The sequence below is a fragment of the Methylobacterium sp. Leaf399 genome (assembly GCF_001424525.1).
GTDB lineage: Bacteria > Pseudomonadota > Alphaproteobacteria > Rhizobiales > Beijerinckiaceae > Methylobacterium.
The window spans coordinates 25,985-51,539 of record NZ_LMQK01000023.1 but is presented as its reverse complement, the minus strand read 5'-3'; the positions used below and the strand labels follow the sequence as shown (position 1 = coordinate 51,539).

Sequence of the window (25,555 nt, the reverse complement as noted above, 5' to 3'; positions counted from 1 at the left end):
TCGACCGTAGCGGCAGTCCGATCGGCGGGCGAGGCCACCGGCGACGCCCGTATGCCCTCAGTGCCGGAAGTGGCGGTGCCCGGTGAAGACCATGGCGAGGCCCGCCTCGTCGGCGGCCCGCACCACCTCGTCGTCGCGCATCGAGCCGCCGGGCTGGATCACCGCGGTGGCGCCGGCATCCGCCGCCGCGATCAGGCCGTCGGCGAAGGGGAAGAAGGCGTCCGAGGCCACGACCGCGCCCTTGGCCAGACTCTCGGTGGCACCGCCCCGTGCGGCCGCCTCGGCCGCCTTCCAGGCGGCGATGCGCGAGGAATCGACCCGCGACATCTGTCCGGCGCCGATGCCGACGGTGGCGCCGTCGCGGGCGTAGACGATGGCGTTCGATTTCACGTGCTTGGCGACCCGGAAGGCGAACAGCAGGTCGGCGAGCTCCCGCTCGGTGGGCGCGCGCTTGGTCACGACCCGCAGGGCCATGTCGTCGACGACGGCGTTGTCGCGTCCCTGTACCAGCAGCCCGCCCGAGAGCGTGCGCACGGTCTCGCCGGCGCCACGCGGATCGGGCAGCGAACCGGCCAGGAGCAGGCGCAGGTTCTTCTTGGCGGCCACGATGGCGACGGCCTCCGGCGTGGCGTCCGGCGCGATGATGACCTCGGTGAAGATCTCGACGATCCGCCGCGCCGAGTCGGCGTCCAGCGTCCGGTTGAGGGCGACGATGCCGCCGAAGGCGGAGGAGGGATCGCAGGCGAGCGCCCGCTCGTAGGCCTCGGCCAAGGTGGTGCCGGTGGCGACGCCACAGGGGTTGGCGTGCTTGATGATCGCCACCGCGGCCGCGGAGGAGGGATCGAACTCCGCGACGCATTCGTAGGCCGCGTCGGTGTCGTTGAGGTTGTTGTAGGACAGTTCCTTGCCCTGGAGCTGGCGCACCGTCGCGACGCCGGCCCGCGCCTTGCCCGGCGAGCGGTAGAAGGCGGCGGCCTGGTGCGGGTTCTCGCCGTAGCGCAGCCCCTGCGCCAGGGTGCCCCCGAAGGCCCGGAACGGCGCTGTCTCCGGCTCGCCGGCGCGGGCCGCCAGCCAGTTGGCGATGGCCGCGTCGTAGGCCGCCGTGCGCGCGAACGCCTTGGCCGCGAGGCGCCGCCGGGTGACGCTGCTCAGCGTCCCTTCTCGGCCGTCCAGCTCGGCGAGGAGGGCGGGATAATCGGCGACATCCGTCACCACCGCCACGTCAGCATGGTTCTTGGCCGCGCCCCGGATCATCGCAGGGCCGCCGACGTCGATGTTCTCGATCGCCTCGGCGTCGGTGCAATCCTGCGCGATCGTCGCCTCGAACGGATAGAGGTTGACCACGAGGAGGTCGATCGGCCCGATGCCGTGGGCGGCCATGGCCGCCTGGTGCTCGGGGTTGGCGCGCACCGCCAGCAGCCCGCCGTGGATGGCCGGGTGAAGGGTCTTGACGCGCCCGTCCATCATCTCGGGAAAGCCGGTGACGTCGGAGACCTCGATCACCGCCAGCCCCGCCTCGCGCAAGGCGCGGTGGGTGCCGCCGGTGGAGAGCAGCGCGACGCCGTGCCCGGCCAGCGCGCGGGCGAACTCCACGAGGCCGGTCTTGTCGGAGACGGACAGGAGGGCGCGGGTGATGCGCACGGCATCGGACGGCATCGGCAACTCGTTTTTACAAGGGTCGGGCTGCGGCGGGTAGCACGAAACCGGCCGGCCGGGCCAGGGAGGCCCGATCTTACGCCGGCCTCACGTCGACCATGGCGAAGCGCCAGCGCAGCCGCGCCGCGGCGGCCACCGTGACGTAGATTACGATCTGGTCGGTGCGCCGCGCGCCGGTGAGGCCGGCGAAGTAGACGCTCTCCTCGATCGCGACGTCGAGGGCGTCCTCGTCCGATTCGGCCTCGAAGTGCCAGACCTCGCCCTGCGGGGTCGCGAGTTCGAGGCCGTCGCCGGCCCGACCCCGCACCGCGATGCCCGGATGGAGGTGGAAGCGGATCGCGACCTCGTGGGTGCGCAGGCGGCCCTTGTCCTTGCTCTTGCCCTCGCGCACGAAGGAATCCTCGCCCTCGAGGGCACGTCCGTCCGCCGGCAGCCGCCAGCGGCGCTCGTGGATCAGCCCGAAGCCGGCCGCATAACCGTCGTGGCGGGCGGCGAGCACATGGGCCTGCCCGTCGCGCGTGCGTTCGGCCCGGACCTCGCGGGGGCCGGACAGAACCACCGATCCGATCCGGTTCGAGAGCCAGTCGATCGCCCGGGCCTCGCCCCACCAGGCGCCGCCGGCGAGGAAGCGGCAGGAGGAGGTGTCGGCGACGCTGGCGGTGGAATGCGCGGCGGTGCTGCGCGCGAGGCGGCGCAGCTCCGGGCCGCTGGCCGGCAGACCGCAGTTGACGACGATGCGCTGGGGCCCGCTCGACATCTCGAAGGAGAGGCAGCCGGCCCCGGCGCGCGCCGAGGCGAGCATCGGCGGCGGTGCGCCGACATCGGCCACCACCACCACGCGGCCGGCCTCCAGCCGCTCGTAGCCGGAATGGGGCGCGTGCATCATCGGCTGGGCCAGAGCGCCATCGTAGACGAGCAGGGTGGCCAGGTGGTCGGCCGCCGTGGCCCCCATGCCGTTGAAATGGCTGAGCGAGGCATCGCCGTGGCGCAGGAGCCGCAGCAGCGGCAGCATCCGGTCGATGGCCCGCAGCAGCGCGTCGGGCGGATCGACGCCGCGGCTGAGGAAGCTCTGGCGCAGGGGCAGGAGGTCGAGGAGCAGTTCCATCGCGAAGCGCGGGTCGCGGCTGCGGTGCCCGCCGTCGGGCATGATCTGGCGGTCGAGTTCGCGACTGAGCACACGGGTCGCGCGGCGCAGGATCGGCTGGATGCCCTCGCAGCACAGGCCGGCGTAGCTGAGGGCCACCGCGGCGACGAGGCGGGTCTGCGGCAGGCCGGTGCGGCGCAGGTCGCGCTCCAGGTCGCGCGCCGAGCGGCCGAGGGTCTTGAGGAAGGCCTGGTAGAAGGCGTGGTCGGCACCTTCGAGGACCAGCGGCGACTGGCACAGGAAGGCGATGAGGCGCCGCGCCGCCACCGCCGTCGGCCGCGCCAGGGCGGCGTCGCCCCGTCCGGCCATGAAGTCACCGACGAAGGCACGGGCGTTGGCGCGGGCCAGCGCGGTGTCGGCGGCGCGAAGGTGGCGCAGCCAGCCGAAGCCGTAGAGCGCATCGGCCCATTCGGGGGAGGGGGGCGCGTAATCGAAGGGCGAGCGTCCGCTCACAGAGAGCGAGCGGCCCGAGAACACGAACAGGCCGGCATAGATGTCGTCGGCGAAGGTGGCGTCGCTGGTGCGCAGGTCGTGGGGGGCGATCACCACGCCGGTCACCCGCGCACCGGCCAGGACGTCCGGGCGGGCGCCCAGCCGCAGCACGGCGCCGCGCACCATGCGCAGGGCCTCGCCCCCGATGAGCCGATATAGCCGCCAGCGATCAGCGCCCCAACCCACGTGGTCTCCTCGTTCGGCGACGCATCGCCGAAGGGGGCGCTGCAGGATGGTCCCAGGCTCACGGTAGCGCCACGGGGCTTAACCGGCGGTTAAGCATAAGGATCGGCCGCACGGGCCGGCGGCTCAGGCGAGGCGCGTCAGCCGCGCGGCGAAGAAACCGTCGAGGCCGCCCTGACGATCCGGCGCGTCTCCGTCGAGTTGCGCGGGCAGGGTGCGCAGGTCGCCCTCGCCATCGATCGCCTCGGCCAATCCGCCGATCTCGTCGGCCAGGATCGGAACCCGCGAAAAGCCGGCGTTGCGGGAGAGGAAACGCGCCACCTGCGCCTCGCCCTCCTCGGGCTCGATCGAGCAGGTGCAGTAGACGAGCCTCCCGCCCGGCCGGACCAGGGTGGCGGCCCGGTCGAGCAGGCGCGCCTGCAATCCGGCCAGGCGCTGGATGTCGGCCTCGACCTTGGTCCAGGCCACCTCCGGGTGACGCCGGATAGTGCCGGTGGCCGAGCAGGGCGCATCGAGGAGGACCGCGTCGAAGGTCTCGTCGTTGCCCAGCGCCAGGGCGTCGCCGACGCGGATCTCGGCGGTGAGGCCGAGCCGTGCGAGGTTCTCGGACAGGCGCTCCATGCGCGGCCCGGACCGGTCGACGGCGGTCACGGCGGCCCCCGCGGCGGCGAGCTGGGCGGTCTTGCCGCCCGGAGCGGCGCAGAGGTCGGCGACGCGCTCGCCCGGCCGCACGCCGAGGAGGCGCGCCGGTAGCGCGGCGGCGGCGTCCTGCACCCACCAGGCGCCCTCGTCGTAGCCGGGAAGCGCCGAGACGGCCGCGTGGACGTCGTGCAGGCGGATGCTGCCGGTGGCCAGGAGGACGCCGCCGAGCCGCTCGGCCCAGGCCTGCGGATCCTCCTTGACGGTGATGTCGAGGGGGGCACCCCGCAGGTGCGCGGCGGCGATGGCCGCGGCCGTCTCCGGTCCGTAGCGCTCGTGCCAGCGGGCGGCGAGCCAGCCGGGGGTGTTGTCGCCGAGGGGGTCGGTGCTGGCGGAAAAGATGGCCGCGCGCTCGCGCACCACGCGGCGCATCACCGCGTTCACGAGGCCGGCGAGGTGCTGGAGCTGGGGATCGCCCTTGGCGAGGCGCACCGACAGGTCGACGGCGGCGTGGTCGGGGACGTTGAGGTCGAGGATTTGCGCCGCCCCGGTGGCGAGCAGCGCCACGAGGCGCGGCTGGTCCTCGGGCAGGCCCTGCGACAGGCGCTCGTGCAGGGCGCAGCGCAGGAAACCGAAGCGGCGGAAGGTCGCCGTGGCGATGGCGCGGGCCAGCCCGGCATCGGCCGGCTCGAGGCGCCCGTCCCGGTCGGCCTGGGCGAGGGCGTCGTCGAGGGCGAAGGCCCGATCCTTGCCGATGAGATCGGCCACGGCCGCGTGCGCGACCTGGCGCGCGGCGAGGCCGGCGACGCTGGAATCGAGCGCCGGCGCGGGACCGGGCGCGTTGCGGCGAGCCGCCATGAATGCCACCTTGCTTGCATCACGCCCGGCTGTCGCCCGGGCTCACCCGACGCCCTTCCACACAGGTTCAGGTCGATGCAAGACGAAAGGCCGAAAGATTCGCCCGCCAGCGAAGCCGGCGAAGCGACGGCGGTGTCGCGGCCCCCGCTGCCGGCGGCGGCCGAGCGCGCCCTGGCGGAGGCCGCCGCGCGCCGCGCCGACATCGACGCCCGGGCCGAGGCCATCGCCGCGACGCGGGAGAAGCAGGGCCGCGGCGGCCTCGAGCCGGTGCGCTACACCGACTGGGAGGTGAAGGGCATCGCCGTCGATTTCTGACGGGGCCCGGCCTCAGCGCGTGACGTAGACCTGCGTGCCGACGTCGACCCGGTCGAACAGGTCGACCACGTCCTGGTTGTACATGCGGATGCAGCCATAGGACGCGTAGGTGCCGACCGAGCTCGGCCGGTTGGTGCCGTGGATGGCGTATTGCCCCCCCGCCAGCGTCATGGCGGCGGCCCCCATCGGGTTGCTCGGCGAGCCGCCGGCGATCACGTCGGGCAGGCGCGGGTTGTCGCGCTTGACCTCAGCGGGCGGCGACCAGGCCGGCGCGACGTACTTGCCGTCGATGCGCGTCGCCCCGGACCATTGCTTGCCGGGCTTGCCCACCGCGACGGGATAGCGGATCGCGGTGCCGTCGCCGTTGACGAGGTAGAGCCGGCGCTCGGCCGTCCGCACCACGACGGTGCCCGGCGACACCCCTTCGGAGAAGGCCACCACCTCCCGCGCCTGCAGCGGCGATCCCATCAGCGCCGCGCCAGTAAGAATCGCCCACACACCCATCCGCCCGATCATCGATCCGTCTCCCTTTCCAAGCGTCACCGCAAGTCCAGGGACCATCGCCGTTCGCGATTGTCGGTCCGGTTACTGGGCGGGGGCCGTCCCCGTGTTTCGACAATCACGATCAAAAGCATCGCTCGACGATCGTGATAAATCGAGGTTCGGCTTTAAACCTTCGCTCACCACGACGGCGTCATCGCTCGATCAGGCGGTCGGCGTCTGCGGTCCGCTCCTGCCAGCCGTGGCGAATGAGTTCCGGGTCGAGGTGCTCCTCGATCGGATAGCCGACGCAGAGATAGGCCACCAGTTCGTAGGCCAGGGGGAGGTCGAGGCAGGCCGCCACTTCGGCCGGTTCGAGGATCGAGACCCAGCCGACGCCGAGTCCGTGGGCGCGGGCGGCCAGCCAGAAGGTCTGCACCGCGCAGACCACGGAGTAGCGCAGCATCTCGGGCATGGTCGCCCGCCCGAGGCCGTGGCCGATGGGCGTGACGGCATCGCAGAACACGGCCAGATGGACCGGCGCCTCGCGCAGGCCGGCGAGCTTGAGGCGGGTATAGGCGGCGCGCCGGGCATCGGGGTAGCTCGCGGCGGCCGCCGCGTTGCAGCGCTCGAAGCTCGCGGCCACCGCCGCACGGCGGGCGGGATCGGCGACCCTCACGAAGCGCCAGGGCTGGCTGTTGCCCACCGAGGGGCTGGAGGACGCCATGGCGAGGCACTCGCGCAGCACGGCCTCGGGCACCGGATCGACGCGGAACCGGCGCACGTCGCGGCGCCAGGCGACGAGATCCGCCAGGGCGGCCCGGAAACCCGCATCGAATTGCACCACGACCCGTCCCGCGCCCCGTCTCCCGTCCCTCGTGCATACCCGAAACGCCGGCGGAGGGCGCAGCATCGATCCGAAAAAAAGGCCGCACTCCGAAGAGGCGGCCTGAAGTCCTTGGGTCTCGAAACCTCTGGAGTGTCGGTCCGAAGGGCCGGGCACCCCCCGAAAGGCTGGGGGACCGTAGAAGATCGGGGGACGATCCGGCCATCGGAACCGACGAGGTTCCGTCACAGGGATGGCTTCTCATGAAGGCTTGTCAAGGGCGCCAACACGGCGGAATCGTGGTCCGTGTTTCCGGCGGCAACCCTTGCGGGCCGCCGGCCGCCGGCCCATCATCCCAAGAACCGACGACCGCGAACCGAGGAGCCAGGATTGAGCGAGAGGACGGGCGGCGACCAGAGACAGACGGACCCCAGCGGCAGCGTCGTTCCCTTCCCCGTGCCACCCGTCGTCGCCCAGGTCACCTTCGACCGCACGGAACTGCGCGCCATCTTCGATCTCTACGGGCGCCGGGTCGCCGAGGGAGAATGGCGCGACTACGCCATCGATTTCCGCCGGGACAAGGCGGTGTTCTCGATTTACCGCCGCACGTCGGAGATGCCGCTGTACCGCGTCGAGAAGGACCCGAGGCTGGCCCGGCGCCAGGGTGCCTATGCGGTCGTCGCCGCCACCGGCCTCGTGATGAAGCGCGGGCACGACCTCGCCCGCGTGCTGGCGGTGCTCGACAAGCCCCTGCGGGCGGTGTGACCAACATGCGGGTCACGCCGAACGCAGCACCGGCCCGCGCATAAAAAAAGCCCCGGTTCTCACCGGGGCTTCTTCGTATCGGTGGAGCGCTTAGCGGCGGTCACCCAGCAGCGACAGCAGCATCTGGAACATGTTGATGAAGTCCAGATAGAGCGTCAGGGCACCGTTCACCGAGAGCTTGGCGGCGCCTTCGGCATCCGCGCCGCTGTAGAGGAACATCTCCTTGAGCTTCTGCGTGTCGTAGGCGGTCAGGCCGGCGAAGATCAGCACGCCGATCACCGAGATCGCGAACTGCAGCGCGCTCGAGGCGAGGAAAATGTTTACCAGCGAGGCGATGATCAGGCCGATCAGGCCCATGATCAGGAACGAGCCCATGCCCGACAGGCTGCGCTTGGTGGTGTAGCCGTAGAGGCTCAGGCCACCGAACGTCGCCGCCGTGATGAAGAACACCCGCACCACGCTGGCACCCGTGAACACGAGCAGCAGCGTCGACATCGAGGCGCCCATCACCGCCGCGAAGGCGAAGAACATCGTGCGCGCCGAGGCGGCCGACATCCGGTCCATCCGGAACGAGAAGAAGAAGATGAACGCCAGCGGCGCCAGCATCAGCACCCACTTGAAGGGGCTGGTGTAGAGCATCTGGCCGAACGGGGTCAGGGCGACCTTGCCCGTGGTGGTCTGTGCCGTGGCGGCCATGTTGAGGCCGAGCGCCACCAATCCCGAAATGCCGAGACCGATGACCATGTTGTTGTAGACGCCGAGCATGAAGGTGCGCAGGCCCTGGTCGACGTCGACCTGGGTGCCGGCGTAGCCGGTCTGCTGCTGGCTTCCGTAGCGGAAGGGGCTGTTGTCGAATGCCATGGGAGATTCCTTTGGAAACTCTCTCAGCGTGTGATTTCGAAAATCGAGGCTCACGCACACCGCCTCTGGCACCCTGCGGCGCCTCGATCCCAAATATGTTCGGTCGCGCCGTCCCGCACAAGAGGGACATTGCACGTGCGACGACGGGATTCCCGTCGCCGCCGCCCTGTTTTTATTTGCCGCATCGGGGATTAAACCCGGTCCCGCCAGGCAAAACGCGGTCTCGGCCGACCGTCCACGCGGCGACGACGCGACATCGTTGAGATCTGTCTCTTTTGAAAGAAAAACGCGAGGGGATTTCGGATCTTCGTTAAGCGTCCCTCAACATCCCGCTCACGGCGCATCGTCGTCCGGTCTATCGTTTCGGCGGGGAGACATCGCGACGATGCAGACTGTACTCACGCCGGAGAGAGCCGATGCGGTCCCGCCCGCGCGCAGCCTCGGTCCGCAGTTCCGCCTGATCCTGCAGGGCGGGCTCGTGCTGGCGATGCTCGCGGCGGTGCTGGCGAGCTTCATCTTCACCAACACGCAGCGCCGGACCCTGATCGACCTGCGCGAGGGCGGCCGCCAGGTCCGGATCGCGCAGGAGGCCGTGGCCGACGCGGCGGCGCACGTCTTCCATCGCGCCTTCGGACCCGACGACGGCAGCGGCTCTCTCCAGGCGCGCGCGCTGGAGACGCTGCGGGTCAGGAAACAGGAGTATGCCGCCGTCCTCGCCCCCGTGCTGGAGGCGGCGGGCGACGCGGACGGCGCCACGGTACTCCTCGACCGGCTCGATTCCACCTGGCGCGAGGCGATCGACCTGATCCAGGCGGGGCGGCGCGGCGAAGCCCAGGCCCTCCTGGCGCAGCGCCGGGCGACGATCGCCTCCGACGGCCTGCACGCGGCCACCGACGCCTTCCTCGCCCAGCTGAACGGGCAGTTCACGGCCTACGAGAACCGCATCGAGGCCGGCACCCTCAGCGTGATGGGGTTCCAGGTCCTGATCGGCGTCCTGATGCTGCTGGCGGTGCTGTCGGCGGCCCGCGAGGCGCAGGGGCGCGCCGCGGCCATCGCCGAGGCGACCTCGTCGCGGCGCCAGGTGAAGCGCCTGTTCGACATGACGGACATGCTCCAGAGCGCCGCCAACCACCTCGACGCCAACGCCGTGCTGCGGGCGACGGCGGGCGAACTCATCCCCGGCCTCGGCGGCGCCCTCTACGTCTTCAACAACTCGCGCGACCGGCTGACCCTCTCGACGTCCTGGGACATCCCCGCCGAGCGGTCGCTGCCGGCGATGATCGGCCTCGACCAGTGCTGGGCGCTCAAGCGCGGCAAGCCGCACCGCAACGGCGCGGCCGGCCTCGGCCTGTGCTGCGAGCACCACGTGCCGGGCAGCACCCTCGTCGAGATCCCGATGATCGCCCGCGGCGAGATCCTCGGCCTGCTGCAGATCTTCGCCGACGGACCGGAGGCGGAGGCGCGTGTCACCGCGGCTTCGCCGCTGGGCCTCGCCATGGCCGATGCGATGTCGCTCGCCCTCTCGAACCTGTCGCTGCGGGAAAAGCTGCGCAACCAGGCCCTGCGCGACCCGCTCACCGGCCTCTACAACCGCCGCTACATGGAGGACAGCCTCGACCGCTTCGTGCGCCTGGCCGAGCGCGAGAACCGCAGGCTCGCGGTGATCATGATCGACCTCGACCACTTCAAGCGGCTCAACGACGAGCACGGCCACGCCACCGGCGACGCGGTGCTGCGCGAGGCCGCCGGCGCCATCGTGGGCGCCCTGCGCGAGACCGATGTCGCCTGCCGCTACGGCGGCGAGGAGATGATCGTGCTGATGCCCGATTGCGACCTGGAGAACGCCGCCGACAAGGCCGAGGTGATCCGCCAGCGGATCGAGGCGCTGTCGGGCCAGCGCGGGGCGACGGTTTCGGCCTCGTTCGGCGTCTCGTCGATCCCGGCCACCGCCAGCGGGACCACCGACCTCGTGCGTTCCGCCGACGCGGCCCTCTACAAGGCCAAGCAGGCGGGCCGCAACCGGGTCGACATCGCGCCGCTGCGGTCCGGCCGCAAGGACGGCCCGGTCGCGCCGAGGCTGCAGGCGGTGATGCTCGACGCCGCGGAATAGCGCCGGACGCGACGCCCTCAGAACTGGCGCAGGTAGGGCGCCGGCTTCTGGCCGAGGATGCGCCAGGTGCCGGCCAGGCCCAGCACGATCGCGAACACCACGGCGAGGCCGGCCGCGACCAGGGCGCCCGACAGGTCGAGGGCGAAGTCGAGCTTCATCACCTTCGTCACGATGACCCAGCCCGCCAGCGTGCCCGCCAGGAGCCCGAACACCGCCGTGACCGCGCCGAGCGCCCCGTATTCGAGGGCATAGGCGTGGAGGAGCCGCCAACGGGTGGCGCCCAGGGTCTTGAGCACCACCGCGTCGTAGAGGCGCGCCCGGTGACCGGCGGCGATGGCGCCGGCCAGGACGAACAGGCTCGCCACCACCGCGACCCCGCTGGCGCCGCGGATGGCCAGGACGAGCTTGCCGACGATGTCGTTGACCGCGTCGAGGGCGTCCTTCACCCGCACGCTGGTCACCGAGGGGAAGGCGCGGGCGACGTCGCGCAGGATCACCGCCTCGGCCTTGGCGTCCGGCCCGCCCGCGAGGGTCAGGGTGGCGAGGTCGGAATGGGGCGCCCCCCGGAAGGTGCCGGGCGAGAACACCATCACGAAGTTGATGCCGAGGTTGCGCCATTCGACCTTGCGCAGGTTGGCGATGGTGGCGGTCAGGGTCCGCCCGAGCACGTTCACGCTCACGGTGTCGCCCACCGAGAGGTCGAGGCGGCGCGCGAGTTCGGCGTCGAAGGAGACCAGCGGCGTGCGGGCCGCCTCGGCGTCCCACCAGGTACCGGCGACCAGCTTCGACCCCTCCGGCAGGTCGGCCGCGTAGGTGATGCCGCGATCGCCGTCGAGGACCCAGGCGGCATCGTCCGGCGCCTTGATCTGCCCGGCGGGCACGCCGTTGAGGGCGGCGATGCGCCCGCGCATCATCGGCACCCGCTCGATCCTGGCGCCCGACGCCTGCTGCCCGAGGAACTCGTGGAACGCGTCGGCGTCGGCCGAGGGGATGTCGAGGAAGAACAGGTTGGGCGCGCGCGCGGGCAGCGAGTTCGTGAGGGTGCGCCGGACGTTGACGTCGATGAGGCTCAAGGTCACCAGGAGCGTCACCCCGAGCCCGAGCGAGAGCACGATCGCCGGCGTCAGGGCGCCGGGACGATGGAGGTTGGCCAGGGCCATCCGGGGCGCGGCGAAGCGCGGGCGCGGCAGGCGCCTGGCTCCGGCCATCACGCCGATGGCGACGAGCCGCAGGAGGCCGAAGGCGAGCCCGGCCGCCGCGATGAAGATCAGCGCCACGCGCCGGTCGAAGGCGGTGACCAGCGAGAGGGCGACCAGGGCCGCCACCGCGCCGGCGAGGATCAGGCGGTAGCGCAGGCGGGTCCGCGCCGCGCTCGGGTCGACCACGTCGCGGAACAGGCCCGACACCGGCACGTCGTGGGCCCGCCCGAGGGGGACGATGGCGAAGGCGAGCGCCGTCAGCAGGCCGTAGGCCGCCGCCAGAGCGAGTTCCCCCGGCGACAGGGTCGGGTCGAGGGGCAGGGGCAGGTCGTTCCGGAACAGGGCGTCGAGGGCGAACGGCAGGCCGGCCCCGATCACGAGGCCGATCAGGGTGCCGAGGGTGGCGATCAGCATCACCTGCGTCAGGTAGAGTGCCACCACCTGGGCACCGGGCGCGCCGACGCTCTTGAGGGTGGCGATGGAGCCGCGCTTGCGCTCGACGAAGGCATGGACGGCGTTGGCGACGCCGACCCCACCGACGATGAGGGCGGTGAGGCCCACCAGCGTCAGGAACTGCGTGAACCGCTCGATGCTCTTGGCGAACCGCGGGTCGGCATTGGTGCGCGCGCGCATCTCCCAGCCGGCATCGGGGGCCGCCGCGGCGATGGCGGCGGCCTTGTCGGCGAGCTCCGCCTCGCTCGCCTCGGGCGCCTGCAGCCGGTAGCTGAACCGGTTGAGGCTGCCGGGCTGGATCAGGCCCGTGGCATCGAGGCCCGCCCGCGAGATCAGCACGCGCGGCCCGAAGCCGATGCCGTTGGCGATCTTGTCGGGCTCCGACACGAGGGTCGCCCGGATCGCCACCGGCTGCCCGGCGATGGTGATGCGGTCGCCGACCTTGAGGTCGAGGCGGGTGAGGAGCAGCGGATCGACGACGACGCCGAAGGCCCCGTCGGCCTGCGCCAGGAGGTCCTGCAGCGGCCGTTCGGGATCGGTGACGAGGGTCCCGGCACCGGGATAATCGGCACCCACCGCCTTCATCTCGACGAGGGCAGCGCCCTTGTCGCCGGCCAGCGCCATGGCCCGCAGGGTCGTCACCACCGAGACGGGCGCCTGCGCTTCCAGCGCCGCGAGTTCGGCCGGCGTCGCGGCGCGGTTGATCAGGCTGTAGGTGAGGTCGCCGCCCAGGATGCGCCGGCCTTCGCGGCCGAGCCCGTCCGTGAGCGAGCCGGCGATGGAGGCGACCCCGGCGATCGCCGCGACGCCCAGCGCGATGCAGGCGAGGAACACCGCAAAGCCCGACAGCCCGCCGCGCAATTCGCGGAGCGCGAGGCGCAGGGTGAGGGGAAGGCGGCTCGGAGAGGCCGGGCGGCGCGCCGGGGCGGCCTCGGCCAGGGTACCCTGCAGATGCGTACTCACGCGGCCATGGCCTCCTCGACCCGGCCGGACCGCAGCCGGACGGTGCGATCGCACAGCCGCGCCAGCCCCGGATCGTGGGTGACGAGGACGAGGGTGGCGCCACGGTCGCGTTTCAATGCGAACAGCAGGTCGACGATCTGCCGGCCGGTGGTCTCGTCGAGGTTTCCGGTGGGCTCGTCCGCCACGAGGATGGCCGGGTCGGGCGCGATGGCCCGCGCGATCGCCACCCTCTGCTGCTCGCCGCCCGAGAGCTGGGCCGGATAGTGGTGCAGCCGGTGCCCGAGACCGACGGCCGCCAGTTCCGCCGCGGCGCGCTCGTGCGCCCCGTCCTTGCCGGCGAGTTCGAGGGGCAGGGCCACGTTCTCGATCGCCGTCATGGTCGGCACCAGATGGAAGGCCTGGAACACGATGCCGATACGCCGGCCGCGAAACCGCGCCAGATCGTCCTCGCTCAAAGCGCCGAGGTCGGTGCCTTCGACCACGATCCGCCCGGCATCGGGCCGCTCGAGCCCGGCCATCACCATGAGCAGGGTCGACTTGCCCGATCCGGACGGGCCGACGAGGCCCACTGCCTCGCCCGCCGCGACATCGAGGGAAATGCCGCGCAGGACATGGACCCGGGCCGCCCCGCGCCCGAGGCTGAGGTCGATGTCGGACAGCGCGATGGTCGGCCCGACGGGGTGGGGTACCTGGTGGATCGTCTGGCGAGTTGTCTGGGAAGCGACCGACGACGGCTTGTCTGGCATCGATGGGAGACCGATCTTGGGGCGAGCGACGACGGATGGCGACGAGGATCGGGGACGTGTCGGAATGGATCTGTGCTCTGCGTCACATGACAGCCCCAGCGCCGGCCCCGCCGCGTCGGTTGAGCGCGATATGGTCCCGCCCCGGGCCCGGCGCCATGCGCCCCGGCTCGGGGCGGCACTGATGGCGCTCTTTGCCGCACTCGTCACGACGCTCTCGGTCGCCCTCGTGATGCCGGGCGCGGCCCGGGCCGCGCCGGCCGGGCGGACGCTCAACCTCGTCGCCTTCGGCGACAGCCTCAGCGCCGGCTACCGGCTGCCGGCGAGCGCGGCCTTCCCGGCCGTGCTGGAACGGGCGCTGACGGCCAAGGGCCACGCCGTCAGCGTGGCCAATGCCGGCGTCTCCGGCGACACCGCCACAGGCGGCCTCGACCGCGTCGACTGGTCGGTGCCCGACGGGACCGACGGCGTCATCCTCGAGCTCGGCGCCAACGACATGCTGCGCGGCACCGATCCGGCGGTCACGCGAAAAGCGCTGGAGGCGATCGTCACGCGGCTGAAGGCGCGCGGCATTCCGGTGCTGCTCGCCGGCATGCACGCCTCGCGCAACCTCGGGCCGGACTACACGGCGCGGTTCGATGCGATCTTTCCCGATCTCGCCAAGGCCCACGACCTCGTCCTCTACCCGTTCTTCCTGAACGGGATCGTCGGCGACCGCACCTTCAACCTCGAGGACGGGCTCCATCCCAACACCAAGGGGGTCGAGACCATCGTCGCCGGCATCCTGCCGACCGTCGAGACCTTCATCGACCGCATCCGGTCCCGGGTGCCATGAGGAGCCGCCGCGGCGATTGACGCCGCGACCGGTGCGATCCAGACCCGCCCCGGGAAAAACGCACCGAGAGACAGCCATGACGAAGGCCGCACGACACCATCGCATCGCCGTCATCGCCGGAGACGGCATCGGCAAGGAGGTGATGCCCGAAGGCGTCCGCGTCCTGGAACGTGTCGCCGGTCGCTTCGGCTTCACCCTCGACCTCGACGTCTTCGATTTCGCGTCCTGCGACTACTACGCCGCCCACGGCCGGATGATGCCCGAGGACTGGAAACAGCGGATCGGCGGCCACGACGCGATCTACTTCGGGGCCGTCGGCATGCCCGACCAGGTCCCCGACCACATCTCGCTGTGGGGCTCGCTGATCCTGTTCCGGCGGGAGTTCGACCAATACGTCAACCTGCGTCCCGTGCGCCTGATGCCCGGCGTGCCGTGCCCGCTGGCCGGCCGCAAGCCCGGCGACATCGACTTCTGGGTGGTGCGCGAGAATACCGAAGGCGAGTATTCCAACGCCGGCGGGCGGATGTTCCCCGGCACGGACCGCGAGTTCGCGGTGCAGGAATCGATCTTCACGCGGTTCGGCACGGACCGCGTGCTGCGCTTCGCCTTCGACCTGGCCAGGAGCCGGGCCAAGCGCCACCTGACCTCGGCGACGAAATCGAACGGCATCTCGATCACCATGCCGTTCTGGGACGAGCGGGTGAAGGCGGTCTCGCAGGATTATGCGGACGTGCGCTGGGACCAGTACCACATCGACATCCTGACGGCCCAGTTCGTGCTCAACCCCGATCGGTTCGACGTGGTGGTCGCCTCCAACCTGTTCGGGGACATCCTGTCGGACCTCGGCCCCGCCTGCACCGGCACGATCGGGATCGCGCCCTCGGCCAACATCAACCCGGAGCGGCGCTTCCCGTCGCTGTTCGAGCCCGTCCACGGCTCGGCCCCCGACATCGCCGGCAAGGGCATCGCCAACCCGATCGGGCAGATCTGGTCCGGGGCGATGATGCTCGACCACCTCGGCGAGCGGGACGCCGCCGCCGCCATCGTGGCCGCGATCGAACGGGTGCTCGCCGACCCGGAGACCCGCACCGGCGATCTCGGTGGCCGGGCCGACACCGCTGCCTGCGGCCGGGCGGTGGTGGCGGCCCTCGGCTGAGGGCCACCGCGGACACGGGCGCTCCCACGGGCCGGACCGTTCGCGAGAAGCCCCGGCTCGCCCCCACGGACGCCGACCGACGAGCGCAAGACGCGTGCCCGCCGGACCGTATTCGACGACCGACTTTCAATCGCGATCGACCGGAATGCTCAAGCTTTTCGCCCTTTGCTCGCGAAGGCCAACAAGCGCCATCGCTTAGCTTGCCGTTGCCGGCAGTTTCGTCCCGACGTGATCTTTCGCAAGACCCACCGCGATGGGACGGAACGGTTTTGTATGCAGTCTCGTTTCGGGTTCGCGATGGCGTTCATTCGTGGCGCCGGATCTCGAATACGATTGGATGGATGGTCATGAATAAGCTCATGCGGAGCACGATGGCGGCTGCCCTGATGGTGGCCGGTGTGGCGAGCGCGGTCGCGCAGGGCGGTCCCGGCGGCGGTGGCGGCGCTGGCGGCGGTGCCGCCGGCGGGGCTGCTGGCGGCGGTGCTGGTGGCGGTGCGGGCGGCGGCGGCGGCGGCGCAGGCATGGGTGCCGGTGGTGGTGCCGGTGGCGCCGGTATGCGTGGCGGCGCCGGTGAGGCGGGTGGCGCGGCCGGCGGTGCGGGTGGTAGCATGCGTGGCGGTGCCGGCGAGGCCGGCGGTGCGGCCGGTGCGCGCGGCGGTGCCGGCGAGGCCGGAACACCTGGCCGGGCCGGCGGTGCTCCCGGGCGGGGTGGCGAGGATGGCGCCCGCGGCGGCCGCGAAGGCGGGCAGATGGAGCGTGACGGCAAGGGCGCCGACAAAAGCGATCGCGACGGCAAGGGCGACCGTGACGGCAAGGGCGCCGAGCGGGGCGACCGCGACGGCAAGATGGACCGCGACGGACGCGACGGGCGCGGGGGCGATCGTGACGGCCGCGCGGATCGTGATGGACGTGGCGGCGACCGCGACGGTCGGGCGGACCGCGACGGACGCGGTGGCGATCGCGGAATGCGCGGCGAGCGCGGCGCGGCCCGCGGTGCCTTCGGCCGTCTCGGCGCCCCGCAGCGCACCGAGTTCCGCCAGAGCCTGCTTCGCCGTGGCGGCGTGACCCGTCTGGCCGCCGGCGCCTTCGCGCTGACGGTGGGGACCGCCATCGCCCGCAGTTACACCCTCTCGACCCTGCCGCCCGAGATCGTCCGGGTCGTGCCGGAGTACGAGGATTACCGCTACGTGCTGGTGGACGACGACATCGTCATCGTCGATCCCGACACCTACGAGATCGTCGACGTGATCCGCGGCTGAGCCGAAAAAGCGTGCGGCCTTCGGGCCGCGCGTTCACTGGCGGGCCGAGCGCTACCTGGGCCCGCAATCGAGCATCCGCGAAACGACGCGGGCCGTATAGTCGACCATCGGCACGATCCGCGCGTAGTTCAGCCGGGTCGGGCCGATGACGCCGACGACGCCGACGATCTTCTGGGACCCGTCCCGGAACGGAGCGGCGATCATCGACGAGCCGGACAGCGAGAACAGCTTGTTCTCCGAGCCGATGAAGATGCGCACGCCCTCGCCGCCCTCGGCACGGGACAGGAGGTCGATGACCTCCTTCTGCGTCTCGAGGTCGGAGAACAGCAGCCGGATGCGTTCGAGATCCTCCGCCGCGCGCAGGTCGTCGAGGAGATTGGCCTGGCCGCGCACGATCAGCTGGCGCGCCTCGCTCGGGCCGACGCTGACGGCGAGCCCGGCATCCACCAGCCGCTCCGTGATGGCGTCGAGCTCCTGCTTCATGGCCTGGCGCCCCGCCTCGATCTCGGCGCGCAGGCCGCCCAAGGTGCGGCCGTGCAGGCGGGCGTTGAGATAGTTCGAGGCCTCCTGGAGCGCGCCGGCCGGCAGGCCGGGCGGCAGGTCGAGCAGCCGGTTTTCCACCGACCCGTCGTCGGAGACGAGGACGACCAGGGCGCGCTGCGGGTCGAGCCGCACGAATTCGATGTGCTTGAGCTGCACGTTCGCCTTGGTGGTGACGACGACGCCGGCCCCCCGCGAGATGCCCGACAGCAGCGTCGAGGCCTCGGCCAGCGCACTCTCGAAGGTGTGGCCGGAGGCGGCCGCCCGCATCTGCGCCTCGATCCGCTCCTGTTCCTCGCGGCCGACGTCGCCGAGTTCCAGCATCGCATCCACGAAGAAACGCAGGCCCTGCTCGGTGGGAAGCCGCCCGGCCGAGGTGTGGGGTGCGAAGATCAGCCCGGAATGCTCCAGATCCGCCATCACGTTACGGATGGAGGCCGGCGAGAGCGGCATCGGCAGGATGCGGGCGAGGTTGCGCGAGCCCACCGGCTCCCCGGTGGACAGGTAACTCTCGACGATCTGCCGGAAGATTTCCCGCGCCCGCGTGTCGAGGCCGGAGAGGGCGTGGTGGGTCGAGAACGGGCGAGGGTGCTCTGTCACGGGTCCTGGTCCTGGTCCTGCACGGGTCGTCCTGCACGGGTCCTGATCCTGGCCGACCCCGCCGGCATCCCGGTGACGAGGGACGCACGAGACGGACCGCGGCGCGACACTAATCCCCGGCGGCCGCGAAATTAAGTCGGAGAAAAACACGCCGGTGTCGGGTCGTTTCGCGGGTGTCGGACGTTTGTCTCCGCTGATCGCGCTCGCCCGCCACCGCGGGCCGGCTCGATCCGAGTGAGTGCTTCACAGGAGTTCATGCGATGAAGTTCCCAACCCTGGCCGGTCTGGTCAAGTCGTCCGCCCTCGTCGTCGCCATCGTCGGCGGCATGATGTTCGGTAGCCCGAAGACCGCCGAGGCGGCTCCCGCCGTGGCTCCGATCGAGGTCGTCGCCCCGTCCACCGACATCGCCGAAGTCCGCTACGGTGGCGGTCACTGGCGTCATCACGGTCGCCATCACCGCCGCCACTTCCATCACCATCGCGGCCGTCACTTCGGCCACCACTACGGCCGTCGCCACCATCACCACCACGGCCGCCGCTTCCGGTACTGATCCGCACGGGCGGGACACGACCCTTCGGGTCGGCGTCCCGCCGCTTGCCGCCCGCACGACGGACGCCTAAGAGCGCGGCCTCATCGTTCCGGACCACCCCGAGCGAGAGCACCCTGAGGAAGACGCCGATGCGGCCGTCGAAGCGCGCCACCGACGCCCTGCGTACCGTCACCCTCGAACGGTCGGTCGCCCGCTACGCCGAAGGGTCCTGCCTCGTCACCTTCGGCGAGACCAAGGTGCTGTGCACGGCCTCCCTGGAAGAGCGCGGCCCGCCGTGGCTGCGTGGCTCGGGCAAGGGCTGGGTCACGGCGGAATACGCGATGCTGCCGCGCGCCACCCACGAGCGCAACCGCCGCGAGGTCACGGCGGGCAAGCCTTCCGGGCGCACCCAAGAAATTCAGCGGTTGATCGGCCGCTCGCTGCGCGCGGTCACCAACCTGCCGGCCATCGGCGAGCGCCAGATCACCGTGGATTGCGACGTCCTCCAGGCCGACGGCGGCACCCGCACCGCCGCGATCACCGGAGCCTGGATCGCCCTACACGATTGCTTCTCGTGGATGCGCGGCCGCTCGATCATCTCGGTCGACCCCCTGCGCGACCACGTCGCCGCCATCTCCTGCGGCATCTACAAGGGAACGCCCGTCCTCGATCTCGACTACGCCGAGGATTCGGCCGCTGAGACCGACGCGAACTTCGTGATGACCGGCTCGGGCGGTCTCGTGGAGGTGCAGGGCACCGCCGAGGGCAAGCCGTTCTCGGAGGAGGAACTCCTCAGCCTCCTGCGTCTGGCCAAGGGCGGCATCGCCGAACTGGTCGCCCTGCAGAAACAGGCCATCGCATGAGCGATCATCGCCTCCTTACCGGCAAGGTCGTGATCGCGACCCACAACCCGGGCAAGCTCGTCGAGATGCGCGAACTGCTCGCGCCGTTCGGGATCGAGGCCGTTTCGGCCGGAGAGCTCGGCCTGCCCGAGCCCGACGAGACCGGGACGATGTTCTGCGAGAACGCGGCGATCAAGGCCGAGGCCGCCGCCAGGGCGTCCGGCCTGCCCGCCTTTGCCGACGATTCCGGCCTGTGCGTGAATGCGCTCGACGGGGCACCCGGCCTGTTCTCCGCGCGCTGGGCCGGGCCGTCGAAGGATTTCGCCGGCGCCATGGGCCGGGTCGCGCACGAACTCGACCGCCGCGGCGCCACCGAGCGGCGTGCCCATTTCGTCTCGGCCCTGGTCATCGCCTGGCCCGACGGCCACCTCGAGACCTTCGAGAGCCGGGTCTTCGGCAGCATCGTGCCGCCGCGCGGCGGTCTCGGCTTCGGCTACGATCCGCTGTTCCTGCCCGACGACCACGACCGCACCTTCGGGGAGATGACGTCGGACGAGAAGCACGGCGTCGACTGGCAGTCCGGGGCGGCACTGTCGCACAGGGCCCGCGCCTTCGTTCTGCTGGCCGCGGCCTGCCTGCGGCGGGTATGAGTGCGACGGCCCGTCCCTCCGGCGAGGGAAGCGGGCCTCGTTCGGAACGGATTCGATCGCAGCGCATGTCGGCCCACCCCATGGCCCCCGACCATCCGACCCGCGACGTGGGCTTCGGGGTCTACCTGCATTGGCCGTTCTGCGCCGCCAAATGCCCCTATTGCGACTTCAACAGCCACGTCCGCCATGCCCCGATCGACGAGACGCGCTACCTCGCCGCCTTCCGGGCCGAGATCGCCCACGTGGCGGCGCGCACCCCCGGTCGCACCGTCTCCAGCGTGTTCCTGGGCGGTGGCACCCCGTCGCTGATGAAGCCGGCCACCGTCGCCGGGCTCCTCGACGCCATCGCCACGGCCTGGGGCACCATCGGCGACGTCGAGATCACCCTGGAGGCCAACCCCACCAGCGTCGAGGCCGGTCGCTTCGCCGGATACCGGGCCGCCGGCGTCAACCGGGTCTCGCTCGGCGTCCAGGCCCTCGACGACGCCTCGCTCAAGCGCCTGGGCCGCCTTCATACGGCCGAGGAGGCCCTGGCGGCGGTGGCCGTGGCCGCCAGGCATTTCGATCGCTCGTCGTTCGACCTGATCTATGCCCGTCCCGACCAGACCGCGCAGGCCTGGCGGGCGGAACTGACCGATGCCATCGCGCGGGCCGCCGAGCACCTGTCGCTGTATCAGCTCACCATCGAGCCGGGCACGCCGTTCCACGGTCTGTTTACGGCCGGCAGGCTGGTGCCGCCGGACGACGATACCGCGCGCGTCCTCTACGACGTGACGCAGGAGGTCTGCGACCGCGCCGGCCTCGCCGCCTACGAGATCTCGAACCACGCCAGGCCCGGCGCGCAGTCGCGCCACAACCTGCTCTATTGGCGCTACGGCGAATACGCCGGCATCGGGCCGGGCGCCCACGGCCGCCTCGTGACGCCGCAGGGGCGGATCGGCACGGTGACCGAGCGCGCCCCCGAAACCTGGCTCGCGCGCGTCGAGGCCGACGGTCACGGCATCGTTTCCACCGAGACGCTGAGCCCGGCCGTCCAGGGCGACGAGTTCCTGATGATGGGGATGCGCCTGGCCGAGGGCATCGACCCCGCCCGTTATGCGGCGTTGAAGGGCCGCGCCCTCGACGCGGATCGGCTCGCGACGCTCGTGGCGGAAGGATTGGTGGCGCGGCGGCCTGGCGGGCGCATCGCCACGACGGCCCGAGGCGCGCCGGTGCTGAACGCGGTCGTCGCGCAACTGGCGGGGTGAGCTCCCCCGGTCCCGGCCGGAGCAAACGTCAAGCACAGCGACAGTCTTGGAGAGCGACAGTCCTGCCGCAGGTCCGATAAAAACGCCGCTTCCCGCGGCGCCATGGTTTCCTCCCCATCGAAGGAATGGCAAGAGGACGGCATCGTCCGAGAGCGGCAGATCGGTCGCGATCGACGCACATGATGTCGAGGTCGTGCCCCGGTTTTCTGGCCCGCCGCCTCAGGGAGTTTATGTCGATGATCACACGCAGGTATCGGACCGTCGCGCTGGCCCTTGGCGTCTGCACCGCCGTTGGCCTCGGCGGGGCGGCCGACGCGGCCCAATGCGGCAACACCGGTGCCGGATTCGAGGCCTGGAAACAGCAGTTCGCCGACGAGGCCAAGGGCCGGGCGAGCGCGGCCAGCCTCGCCGCCCTCATGACGACGTCCTATTCCACCGCGACCATTTCGGCGGACCGGGGCCAGAAGAGCTTCAAGCTCACCCTCGACCAGTTCCTGGCCAAGCGCGGCGGCCCGGCCATCGTCTCGCGCGGGCGGTCGCTCAAGCAGTCGCAGGCGGCTTTGTTCGCTTCGATCGAGCAGCGCTACGGCGTGCCGGCCGGCCCGCTCCTGGCGATCTGGGGCATGGAGACGGGCTTCGGCGCGGTGAAGGGCAACATCAACACCCTCTCGGCCGTGGCGACGCTCGCCTACGACTGCCGCCGCTCGGAGTTCTTCACCGACCAGCTCTACGCCGCCCTCACCCTGGTCGACAGGGGCATCCTCAGCTCGAGCACCCGCGGTGCGGCCCACGGTGAGATCGGCCACACCCAGTTCCTGCCCAAGAGCGTCCTGAACTACGGCACCGGCGGCAGCCTCGACAACGCCCCGGCCGCGTTGAACGCCACGGCCAACTTCCTGAAGGCCCACGGCTGGCGGGCCGGCGCCGGCTACCAGCCCGGCGAGCCGAACTTCGCGGCGATCCAGGGCTGGAACGCGGCCTCGGTCTACCAGCGCGCCATCGCGCTCCTCGGCAAGCGGATCGACGGCGAGTAGTCGCTCAAGTCCCCGAAGGCCCGAGCGCCCGCGGCGCCGGGCTGACGATGGCGGCACCGCCGCTGCGGACCTCGCTGACGGCGAGCGAGCGGTCGCTCGCGCCGTCGGGCCGGAAGCGGAAGGTGCCGTCGGTGCCGGCGAACCCCGCCGGGTTGGTGAGCGTGGCGTCGGCAAAGCGCTGCGAGCCGTATTGGCGGGTCAGCGCCGCGCTCAGCGAGACCGCGTCGTAGGCCAGGGTCGCCACCCGGGGCGGCGCCGCCCCGAACCGGGCCTGGTAGCGTTGCGAGAAGCTTGCGAACCCGGCAGGATCGGCGGCCGCGAACCAGCCGCCCTGAAGCGCGGGGAGGGCGAACACCCTCGGGTCGTTCCACAGGGCCGTGCCGAGGGGTTTGACGCGGGCGGGCGAGAAGCCGGCCCGGGTCAGTGCCGGGGCGAGGGCGGTGAGCCCCTCCGGCGTGTCGGGCAAAAACAGCGCATCCGCCTGCGCGCCGGGGCCGGCGATCAGGCCCGAGACGCGGGCGACGGCGGCGGCCGGGTTGCCGGGAGGGTAGCGTTCCAGGACGACGAGGCGCGCGCCCTTTCGCGCCACGGCCTCCCGGAACTGCGCCTCGACGGCGTTGCCGTAGCTCGATTCCGGAATGAGGGCGGCGAACGAGGTCCGGCCGCCGGCCACCGCCGCGTCGACGATGCGGTCGACCTCGGTCTGGGGCAGGAAACTGAGGAGGTAGACGCCCCGCGCCGCCACCGCCGCATCGGTGGAGAAGGCGACCATCGGCTTGCCCACGGGACGGACGACGCCGGCCACGGCCTGGACGTTGGCGGCGAACAGCGGCCCGAGGACCAGGTCGGCCCCGTCCGTCAGCGCGGCCTGTGCCGCCTCGCGGGCACCGTCCGGCGTGCCACGGTCGTCCTTCACCAGGATCTCCAGGTCGGGCTTCTGGAAATCCTCGATGGCGAGTTCGGCGGCGTTGCGCATCGCCGTGCCGATGGCCGCCCCCTGTCCGGTGAGCGGCAGGATCAGCGCGAGCTTGACCGAACCGGCACCGATCCGGGTGCCCGAAGCGGGGACCGCATCGGCGGCGACCGGTGCATCGGCCGCCACCGGCGGCGTGCGCGTCGCCGACCGGGGACCGCCGTCGGGCCCGCCGACACAGGCGGCGAGCGCGCATGCGAACAGGACGACGGCCAGAGCCAAGCCGCGGGGGAGGGCATGCCGCCGCCTGCCGAAGCGATCTCGTAGGCGCATGGCTCCCCCCTTCAGCTTGCGACCGCCGGTCGTCGGTCGGGCTTAAAGTCTGGGGGCGAAAAGTAAATGTCCGGCGGTCCCCGCCCGCGCCATTCCATCGCCGGCGTTCGCCGTGGCAAGGTGGCGCCCATGACCAAGGCAGCGCCACCCACCCGCATCGACAACCGCAGCCGGCGGCGGCCGGCCCTGCCCGAGGGCAAGGCGCCGGCCACCTTCACCGCCTTCGGACTCGCGGCGGAGGCGCAGCCCCTGGAGCCCGGCCTGCACGTGGTCGCCACCCCCATCGGCAACCTGAAGGACGTGTCGTTCCGCGCCCTCGCGACCCTGGCCGCGGCGGACGCCGTGCTGGTCGAGGACACCCGCGTCACCCGCACGCTCTTGATGCACTACGGGATCACCACCCCGCTGGTGGCCTATCACGAGCATTCCAACGCGGCGGTGCGCGAGCGGATGATCGCGCGCATGCAGGCCGGCGAGGCCCTGGCCCTGGTCTCGGACGCGGGCACGCCCCTGGTCTCGGACCCCGGCTTCAAGCTCGTCCAGGCGGCGATCGAGGCGGGCCTCGTCATCACCCCGATTCCCGGGCCCTCGGCGGTGATGACGGCCATCGTCGCCGCAGGCCTGCCCACCGATCGCTTCTTCTTCGAGGGGTTCCTGCCGCACAAGTCCGGGGCGCGGCGCAACCGCCTCGCGGCCCTGGCGGACATTCCCGGGACGCTGGTGCTGTTCGAATCGCCCCATCGCCTGCCGGAGATGCTGGCGGACGCCGTCGCGATCCTCGGACCCGCCCGCCCGGCGGCGGTGGCCCGCGAATTGACCAAGCTCTACGAGACCATTCGGCGCGGCACCCTCGGCTCCCTGGCCGAAACCTTCGCGGAAGAGGGGGCGCCCAAGGGGGAGGTCGTCGTCGTGATCGGGACGCCCACCGAGGAGCCCGCCGCCGAGGAGGGGGACGCCGGGCTCGATGCGGCCATCGCCCTGGCACTGGAGCGACATTCGATCAAGGACGCGGCGGCCCTCGTGGCCGACGAGACCGGCCAGCCGCGCCGGGCGGTCTACGCCCGCGCCCTCGTGCTGGCGCGGCGATGACGAGGGGGCGGCTCGCGGGTCCCGAAGGACGCCGCCGCGCCACCTATCTGCGCGGACGCACCGCCGAGACGCTGGCGCTCGTCGCGCTGATGCTCAAGGGGTATCGGCCGCTCGCCCGGCGCTTCAGCGCGGCCGGCGGCGAGATCGACCTGATCCTGCGCCGGGGCGAGACCATCGCCTTCGTGGAGGTGAAGGCCCGGGCCCGGATGCGGGATGCGGTGGAGGCGATCGACGCGAGGAAGCGGGCGCGGTTCTCGCGGGCCGTGCGCGGCTGGATCAGCCGCCATCCCCGCCACGCCGGGCTGGTCTTCAGGGCCGACGCGGTCTTCGTCGCCCCGGCCTCCTGGCCGGTGCACGTGCCGGACGCCTTCCCGATCGAAGGGCTGTAAGGCCGCTACTTCCGGGCGGCGACGATGGCCGCCGTCAGGGTGCGCTTGAGGTCGGCCTGGCTGAACGGCTTCTGCACCACCGGGCAATCCCGGAACGGCTCGCGGATGCCGGCACCACCGTAGCCGGTGGAGAACACCAGCGGCAGCGTGCGGCGCACGATCGCCTCGGCCACCGGATAGATCGGCTCGCCGGCCACGTTCACGTCGAGGATCGCGACGTCGAAGCTCTCGGCCTCGGCCATCTCGAGGGCGGTGGCCAGACGCGCGGCGGGGCCGACCACGGTGCAGCCGAAGTCGAGGAGCATGTCCTCGAGCAGCATCGAGATCGCCGCCTCGTCTTCGACGACCAGCACCCGGACTCCGTTCAGCAGGTCGTCGTTCGCTTCAGCACTCACGCTGCGATGTCTTCCCTAGGGTGCGTCGTCGTCTAGAAGGCCGCAGCCTCGACCCT

Annotated in this window: 24 protein-coding genes; 13 read left to right on the top strand and 11 right to left on the bottom strand. The window is 71.6% G+C overall.

Translation table 11 applies throughout. From position 1 onward, the window contains the following. Positions 1 to 57 precede the first annotated feature (57 nt). The 3 genes from purH to ASG40_RS11405 all read right to left on the bottom strand — a co-directional run bounded on the left by purH (position 58) and on the right by ASG40_RS11405 (position 4,972). Positions 58 to 1,656 (bottom strand): bifunctional phosphoribosylaminoimidazolecarboxamide formyltransferase/IMP cyclohydrolase, encoded by a 1,599-nt coding sequence (gene purH, locus ASG40_RS11415; RefSeq protein WP_055885446.1) that lies wholly within the window; start codon positions 1,654 to 1,656, stop codon positions 58 to 60. A gap of 76 nt (positions 1,657 to 1,732) precedes the next feature. Further along, positions 1,733 to 3,478, bottom strand: coding sequence for a heparinase II/III family protein (locus tag ASG40_RS11410; RefSeq protein WP_055885444.1), 1,746 nt, complete (start codon positions 3,476 to 3,478; stop codon positions 1,733 to 1,735). 123 nt (positions 3,479 to 3,601) lie between these two features. Beyond that, the gene (locus ASG40_RS11405; protein ID WP_055885441.1) at positions 3,602 to 4,972 is read right to left on the bottom strand and encodes an RsmB/NOP family class I SAM-dependent RNA methyltransferase; all 1,371 of its coding nucleotides are present in this window, start codon (positions 4,970 to 4,972) and stop codon (positions 3,602 to 3,604) included. A gap of 75 nt (positions 4,973 to 5,047) precedes the next feature. Between ASG40_RS11405 and ASG40_RS11400 the strand changes: the two genes are divergently transcribed. Continuing rightward, on the top strand, positions 5,048 to 5,287 hold the full coding sequence (locus tag ASG40_RS11400) for a DUF1674 domain-containing protein (RefSeq protein WP_082494521.1): 240 nt from the start codon (positions 5,048 to 5,050) through the stop codon (positions 5,285 to 5,287). A gap of 12 nt (positions 5,288 to 5,299) precedes the next feature. Here the strand turns inward: ASG40_RS11400 and ASG40_RS11395 are convergent, their stop codons facing one another. Together ASG40_RS11395 and bluB are read right to left on the bottom strand one after the other, a co-directional pair. Continuing rightward, positions 5,300 to 5,791, bottom strand: coding sequence for a L,D-transpeptidase (locus ASG40_RS11395; protein ID WP_244472377.1), 492 nt, complete (start codon positions 5,789 to 5,791; stop codon positions 5,300 to 5,302). 190 nt (positions 5,792 to 5,981) lie between these two features. Further along, the gene (gene bluB / locus ASG40_RS11390) at positions 5,982 to 6,611 is read right to left on the bottom strand and encodes a 5,6-dimethylbenzimidazole synthase (protein ID WP_244480602.1); all 630 of its coding nucleotides are present in this window, start codon (positions 6,609 to 6,611) and stop codon (positions 5,982 to 5,984) included. Between the two features lie 372 nt (positions 6,612 to 6,983). On the opposite strand from bluB, the gene ASG40_RS11385 reads away from it, so the two are divergent. Continuing rightward, positions 6,984 to 7,358: a DUF2794 domain-containing protein gene (locus tag ASG40_RS11385; protein WP_055885433.1), complete on the top strand. Its 375-nt coding sequence runs from the start codon at positions 6,984 to 6,986 to the stop codon at positions 7,356 to 7,358. Positions 7,359 to 7,448: 90 nt separating this feature from the next. Here the strand turns inward: ASG40_RS11385 and ASG40_RS11380 are convergent, their stop codons facing one another. Next, positions 7,449 to 8,219 carry a Bax inhibitor-1/YccA family protein gene (locus ASG40_RS11380; RefSeq protein WP_055885430.1) on the bottom strand — a complete coding sequence of 257 codons (771 nt, stop codon included), beginning with the start codon at positions 8,217 to 8,219 and terminating at the stop codon, positions 7,449 to 7,451. A gap of 385 nt (positions 8,220 to 8,604) precedes the next feature. Here ASG40_RS11380 and ASG40_RS11375 point away from each other — a divergent pair, with 385 nt between their 5' ends. Continuing rightward, a complete protein-coding gene (locus ASG40_RS11375) occupies positions 8,605 to 10,329 on the top strand; it encodes a GGDEF domain-containing protein (RefSeq protein WP_055885428.1) in 1,725 nt (574 codons plus the stop codon). Positions 10,330 to 10,346: 17 nt separating this feature from the next. Here the strand turns inward: ASG40_RS11375 and ASG40_RS11370 are convergent, their stop codons facing one another. Beyond that, positions 10,347 to 12,932: an ABC transporter permease gene (locus ASG40_RS11370; protein WP_055886353.1), complete on the bottom strand. Its 2,586-nt coding sequence runs from the start codon at positions 12,930 to 12,932 to the stop codon at positions 10,347 to 10,349. An 8-nt stretch (positions 12,933 to 12,940) separates the two neighbouring features. After that, a complete protein-coding gene (locus tag ASG40_RS11365) occupies positions 12,941 to 13,690 on the bottom strand; it encodes an ABC transporter ATP-binding protein (protein ID WP_244480601.1) in 750 nt (249 codons plus the stop codon). Positions 13,691 to 13,820: 130 nt separating this feature from the next. Between ASG40_RS11365 and ASG40_RS11360 the strand changes: the two genes are divergently transcribed. The 3 genes from ASG40_RS11360 to ASG40_RS11350 all read left to right on the top strand — a co-directional run bounded on the left by ASG40_RS11360 (position 13,821) and on the right by ASG40_RS11350 (position 16,937). After that, on the top strand, positions 13,821 to 14,522 hold the full coding sequence (locus ASG40_RS11360) for an arylesterase (protein ID WP_443136609.1): 702 nt from the start codon (positions 13,821 to 13,823) through the stop codon (positions 14,520 to 14,522). Positions 14,523 to 14,598: 76 nt separating this feature from the next. Next, positions 14,599 to 15,678 carry a tartrate dehydrogenase gene (locus tag ASG40_RS11355; protein WP_055885425.1) on the top strand — a complete coding sequence of 360 codons (1,080 nt, stop codon included), beginning with the start codon at positions 14,599 to 14,601 and terminating at the stop codon, positions 15,676 to 15,678. A gap of 347 nt (positions 15,679 to 16,025) precedes the next feature. Next, positions 16,026 to 16,937 (top strand): DUF1236 domain-containing protein, encoded by a 912-nt coding sequence (locus tag ASG40_RS11350; RefSeq protein WP_055886345.1) that lies wholly within the window; start codon positions 16,026 to 16,028, stop codon positions 16,935 to 16,937. A 51-nt stretch (positions 16,938 to 16,988) separates the two neighbouring features. On the opposite strand, the gene hrcA is transcribed toward ASG40_RS11350, so the two are convergent. Beyond that, positions 16,989 to 18,077 carry a heat-inducible transcriptional repressor HrcA gene (hrcA, locus tag ASG40_RS11345; RefSeq protein ID WP_055885423.1) on the bottom strand — a complete coding sequence of 363 codons (1,089 nt, stop codon included), beginning with the start codon at positions 18,075 to 18,077 and terminating at the stop codon, positions 16,989 to 16,991. 260 nt (positions 18,078 to 18,337) lie between these two features. Here hrcA and ASG40_RS11340 point away from each other — a divergent pair, with 260 nt between their 5' ends. The 5 genes from ASG40_RS11340 (at position 18,338) to ASG40_RS11320 (ending at position 22,380) form a co-directional block, all read left to right on the top strand. Next, positions 18,338 to 18,628: a hypothetical protein gene (locus ASG40_RS11340; protein WP_055885420.1), complete on the top strand. Its 291-nt coding sequence runs from the start codon at positions 18,338 to 18,340 to the stop codon at positions 18,626 to 18,628. A 128-nt stretch (positions 18,629 to 18,756) separates the two neighbouring features. Further along, positions 18,757 to 19,470 carry a ribonuclease PH gene (gene rph, locus ASG40_RS11335; RefSeq protein ID WP_055885417.1) on the top strand — a complete coding sequence of 238 codons (714 nt, stop codon included), beginning with the start codon at positions 18,757 to 18,759 and terminating at the stop codon, positions 19,468 to 19,470. Further along, positions 19,467 to 20,099, top strand: coding sequence for an RdgB/HAM1 family non-canonical purine NTP pyrophosphatase (gene rdgB, locus ASG40_RS11330; RefSeq protein ID WP_055885415.1), 633 nt, complete (start codon positions 19,467 to 19,469; stop codon positions 20,097 to 20,099). Before rph ends, rdgB begins: the two co-directional genes overlap by 4 nt. 65 nt (positions 20,100 to 20,164) lie before the next feature. Next, positions 20,165 to 21,346, top strand: coding sequence for a radical SAM family heme chaperone HemW (hemW, locus tag ASG40_RS11325; protein ID WP_055885412.1), 1,182 nt, complete (start codon positions 20,165 to 20,167; stop codon positions 21,344 to 21,346). Between the two features lie 236 nt (positions 21,347 to 21,582). Further along, a complete protein-coding gene (locus tag ASG40_RS11320; protein WP_055886342.1) occupies positions 21,583 to 22,380 on the top strand; it encodes a lytic murein transglycosylase in 798 nt (265 codons plus the stop codon). Between the two features lie 4 nt (positions 22,381 to 22,384). Here ASG40_RS11320 and ASG40_RS11315 read toward each other — a convergent pair whose 3' ends face one another. Next, positions 22,385 to 23,626, bottom strand: a complete 1,242-nt coding sequence (locus ASG40_RS11315) for a penicillin-binding protein activator (protein ID WP_082524027.1) — start codon at positions 23,624 to 23,626, stop codon at positions 22,385 to 22,387. A gap of 129 nt (positions 23,627 to 23,755) precedes the next feature. Between ASG40_RS11315 and rsmI the strand changes: the two genes are divergently transcribed. Continuing rightward, positions 23,756 to 24,715, top strand: coding sequence for a 16S rRNA (cytidine(1402)-2'-O)-methyltransferase (gene rsmI / locus ASG40_RS11310; RefSeq protein WP_055886335.1), 960 nt, complete (start codon positions 23,756 to 23,758; stop codon positions 24,713 to 24,715). Continuing rightward, positions 24,712 to 25,104 carry a YraN family protein gene (locus ASG40_RS11305; RefSeq protein WP_055885409.1) on the top strand — a complete coding sequence of 131 codons (393 nt, stop codon included), beginning with the start codon at positions 24,712 to 24,714 and terminating at the stop codon, positions 25,102 to 25,104. Before rsmI ends, ASG40_RS11305 begins: the two co-directional genes overlap by 4 nt. Before the next feature lie 5 nt (positions 25,105 to 25,109). Here ASG40_RS11305 and ASG40_RS11300 read toward each other — a convergent pair whose 3' ends face one another. Beyond that, complete coding sequence (locus ASG40_RS11300; protein ID WP_055885406.1) at positions 25,110 to 25,499, bottom strand: response regulator; 390 nt, start codon at positions 25,497 to 25,499, stop codon at positions 25,110 to 25,112. Positions 25,500 to 25,555: the final 56 nt, after the last annotated feature.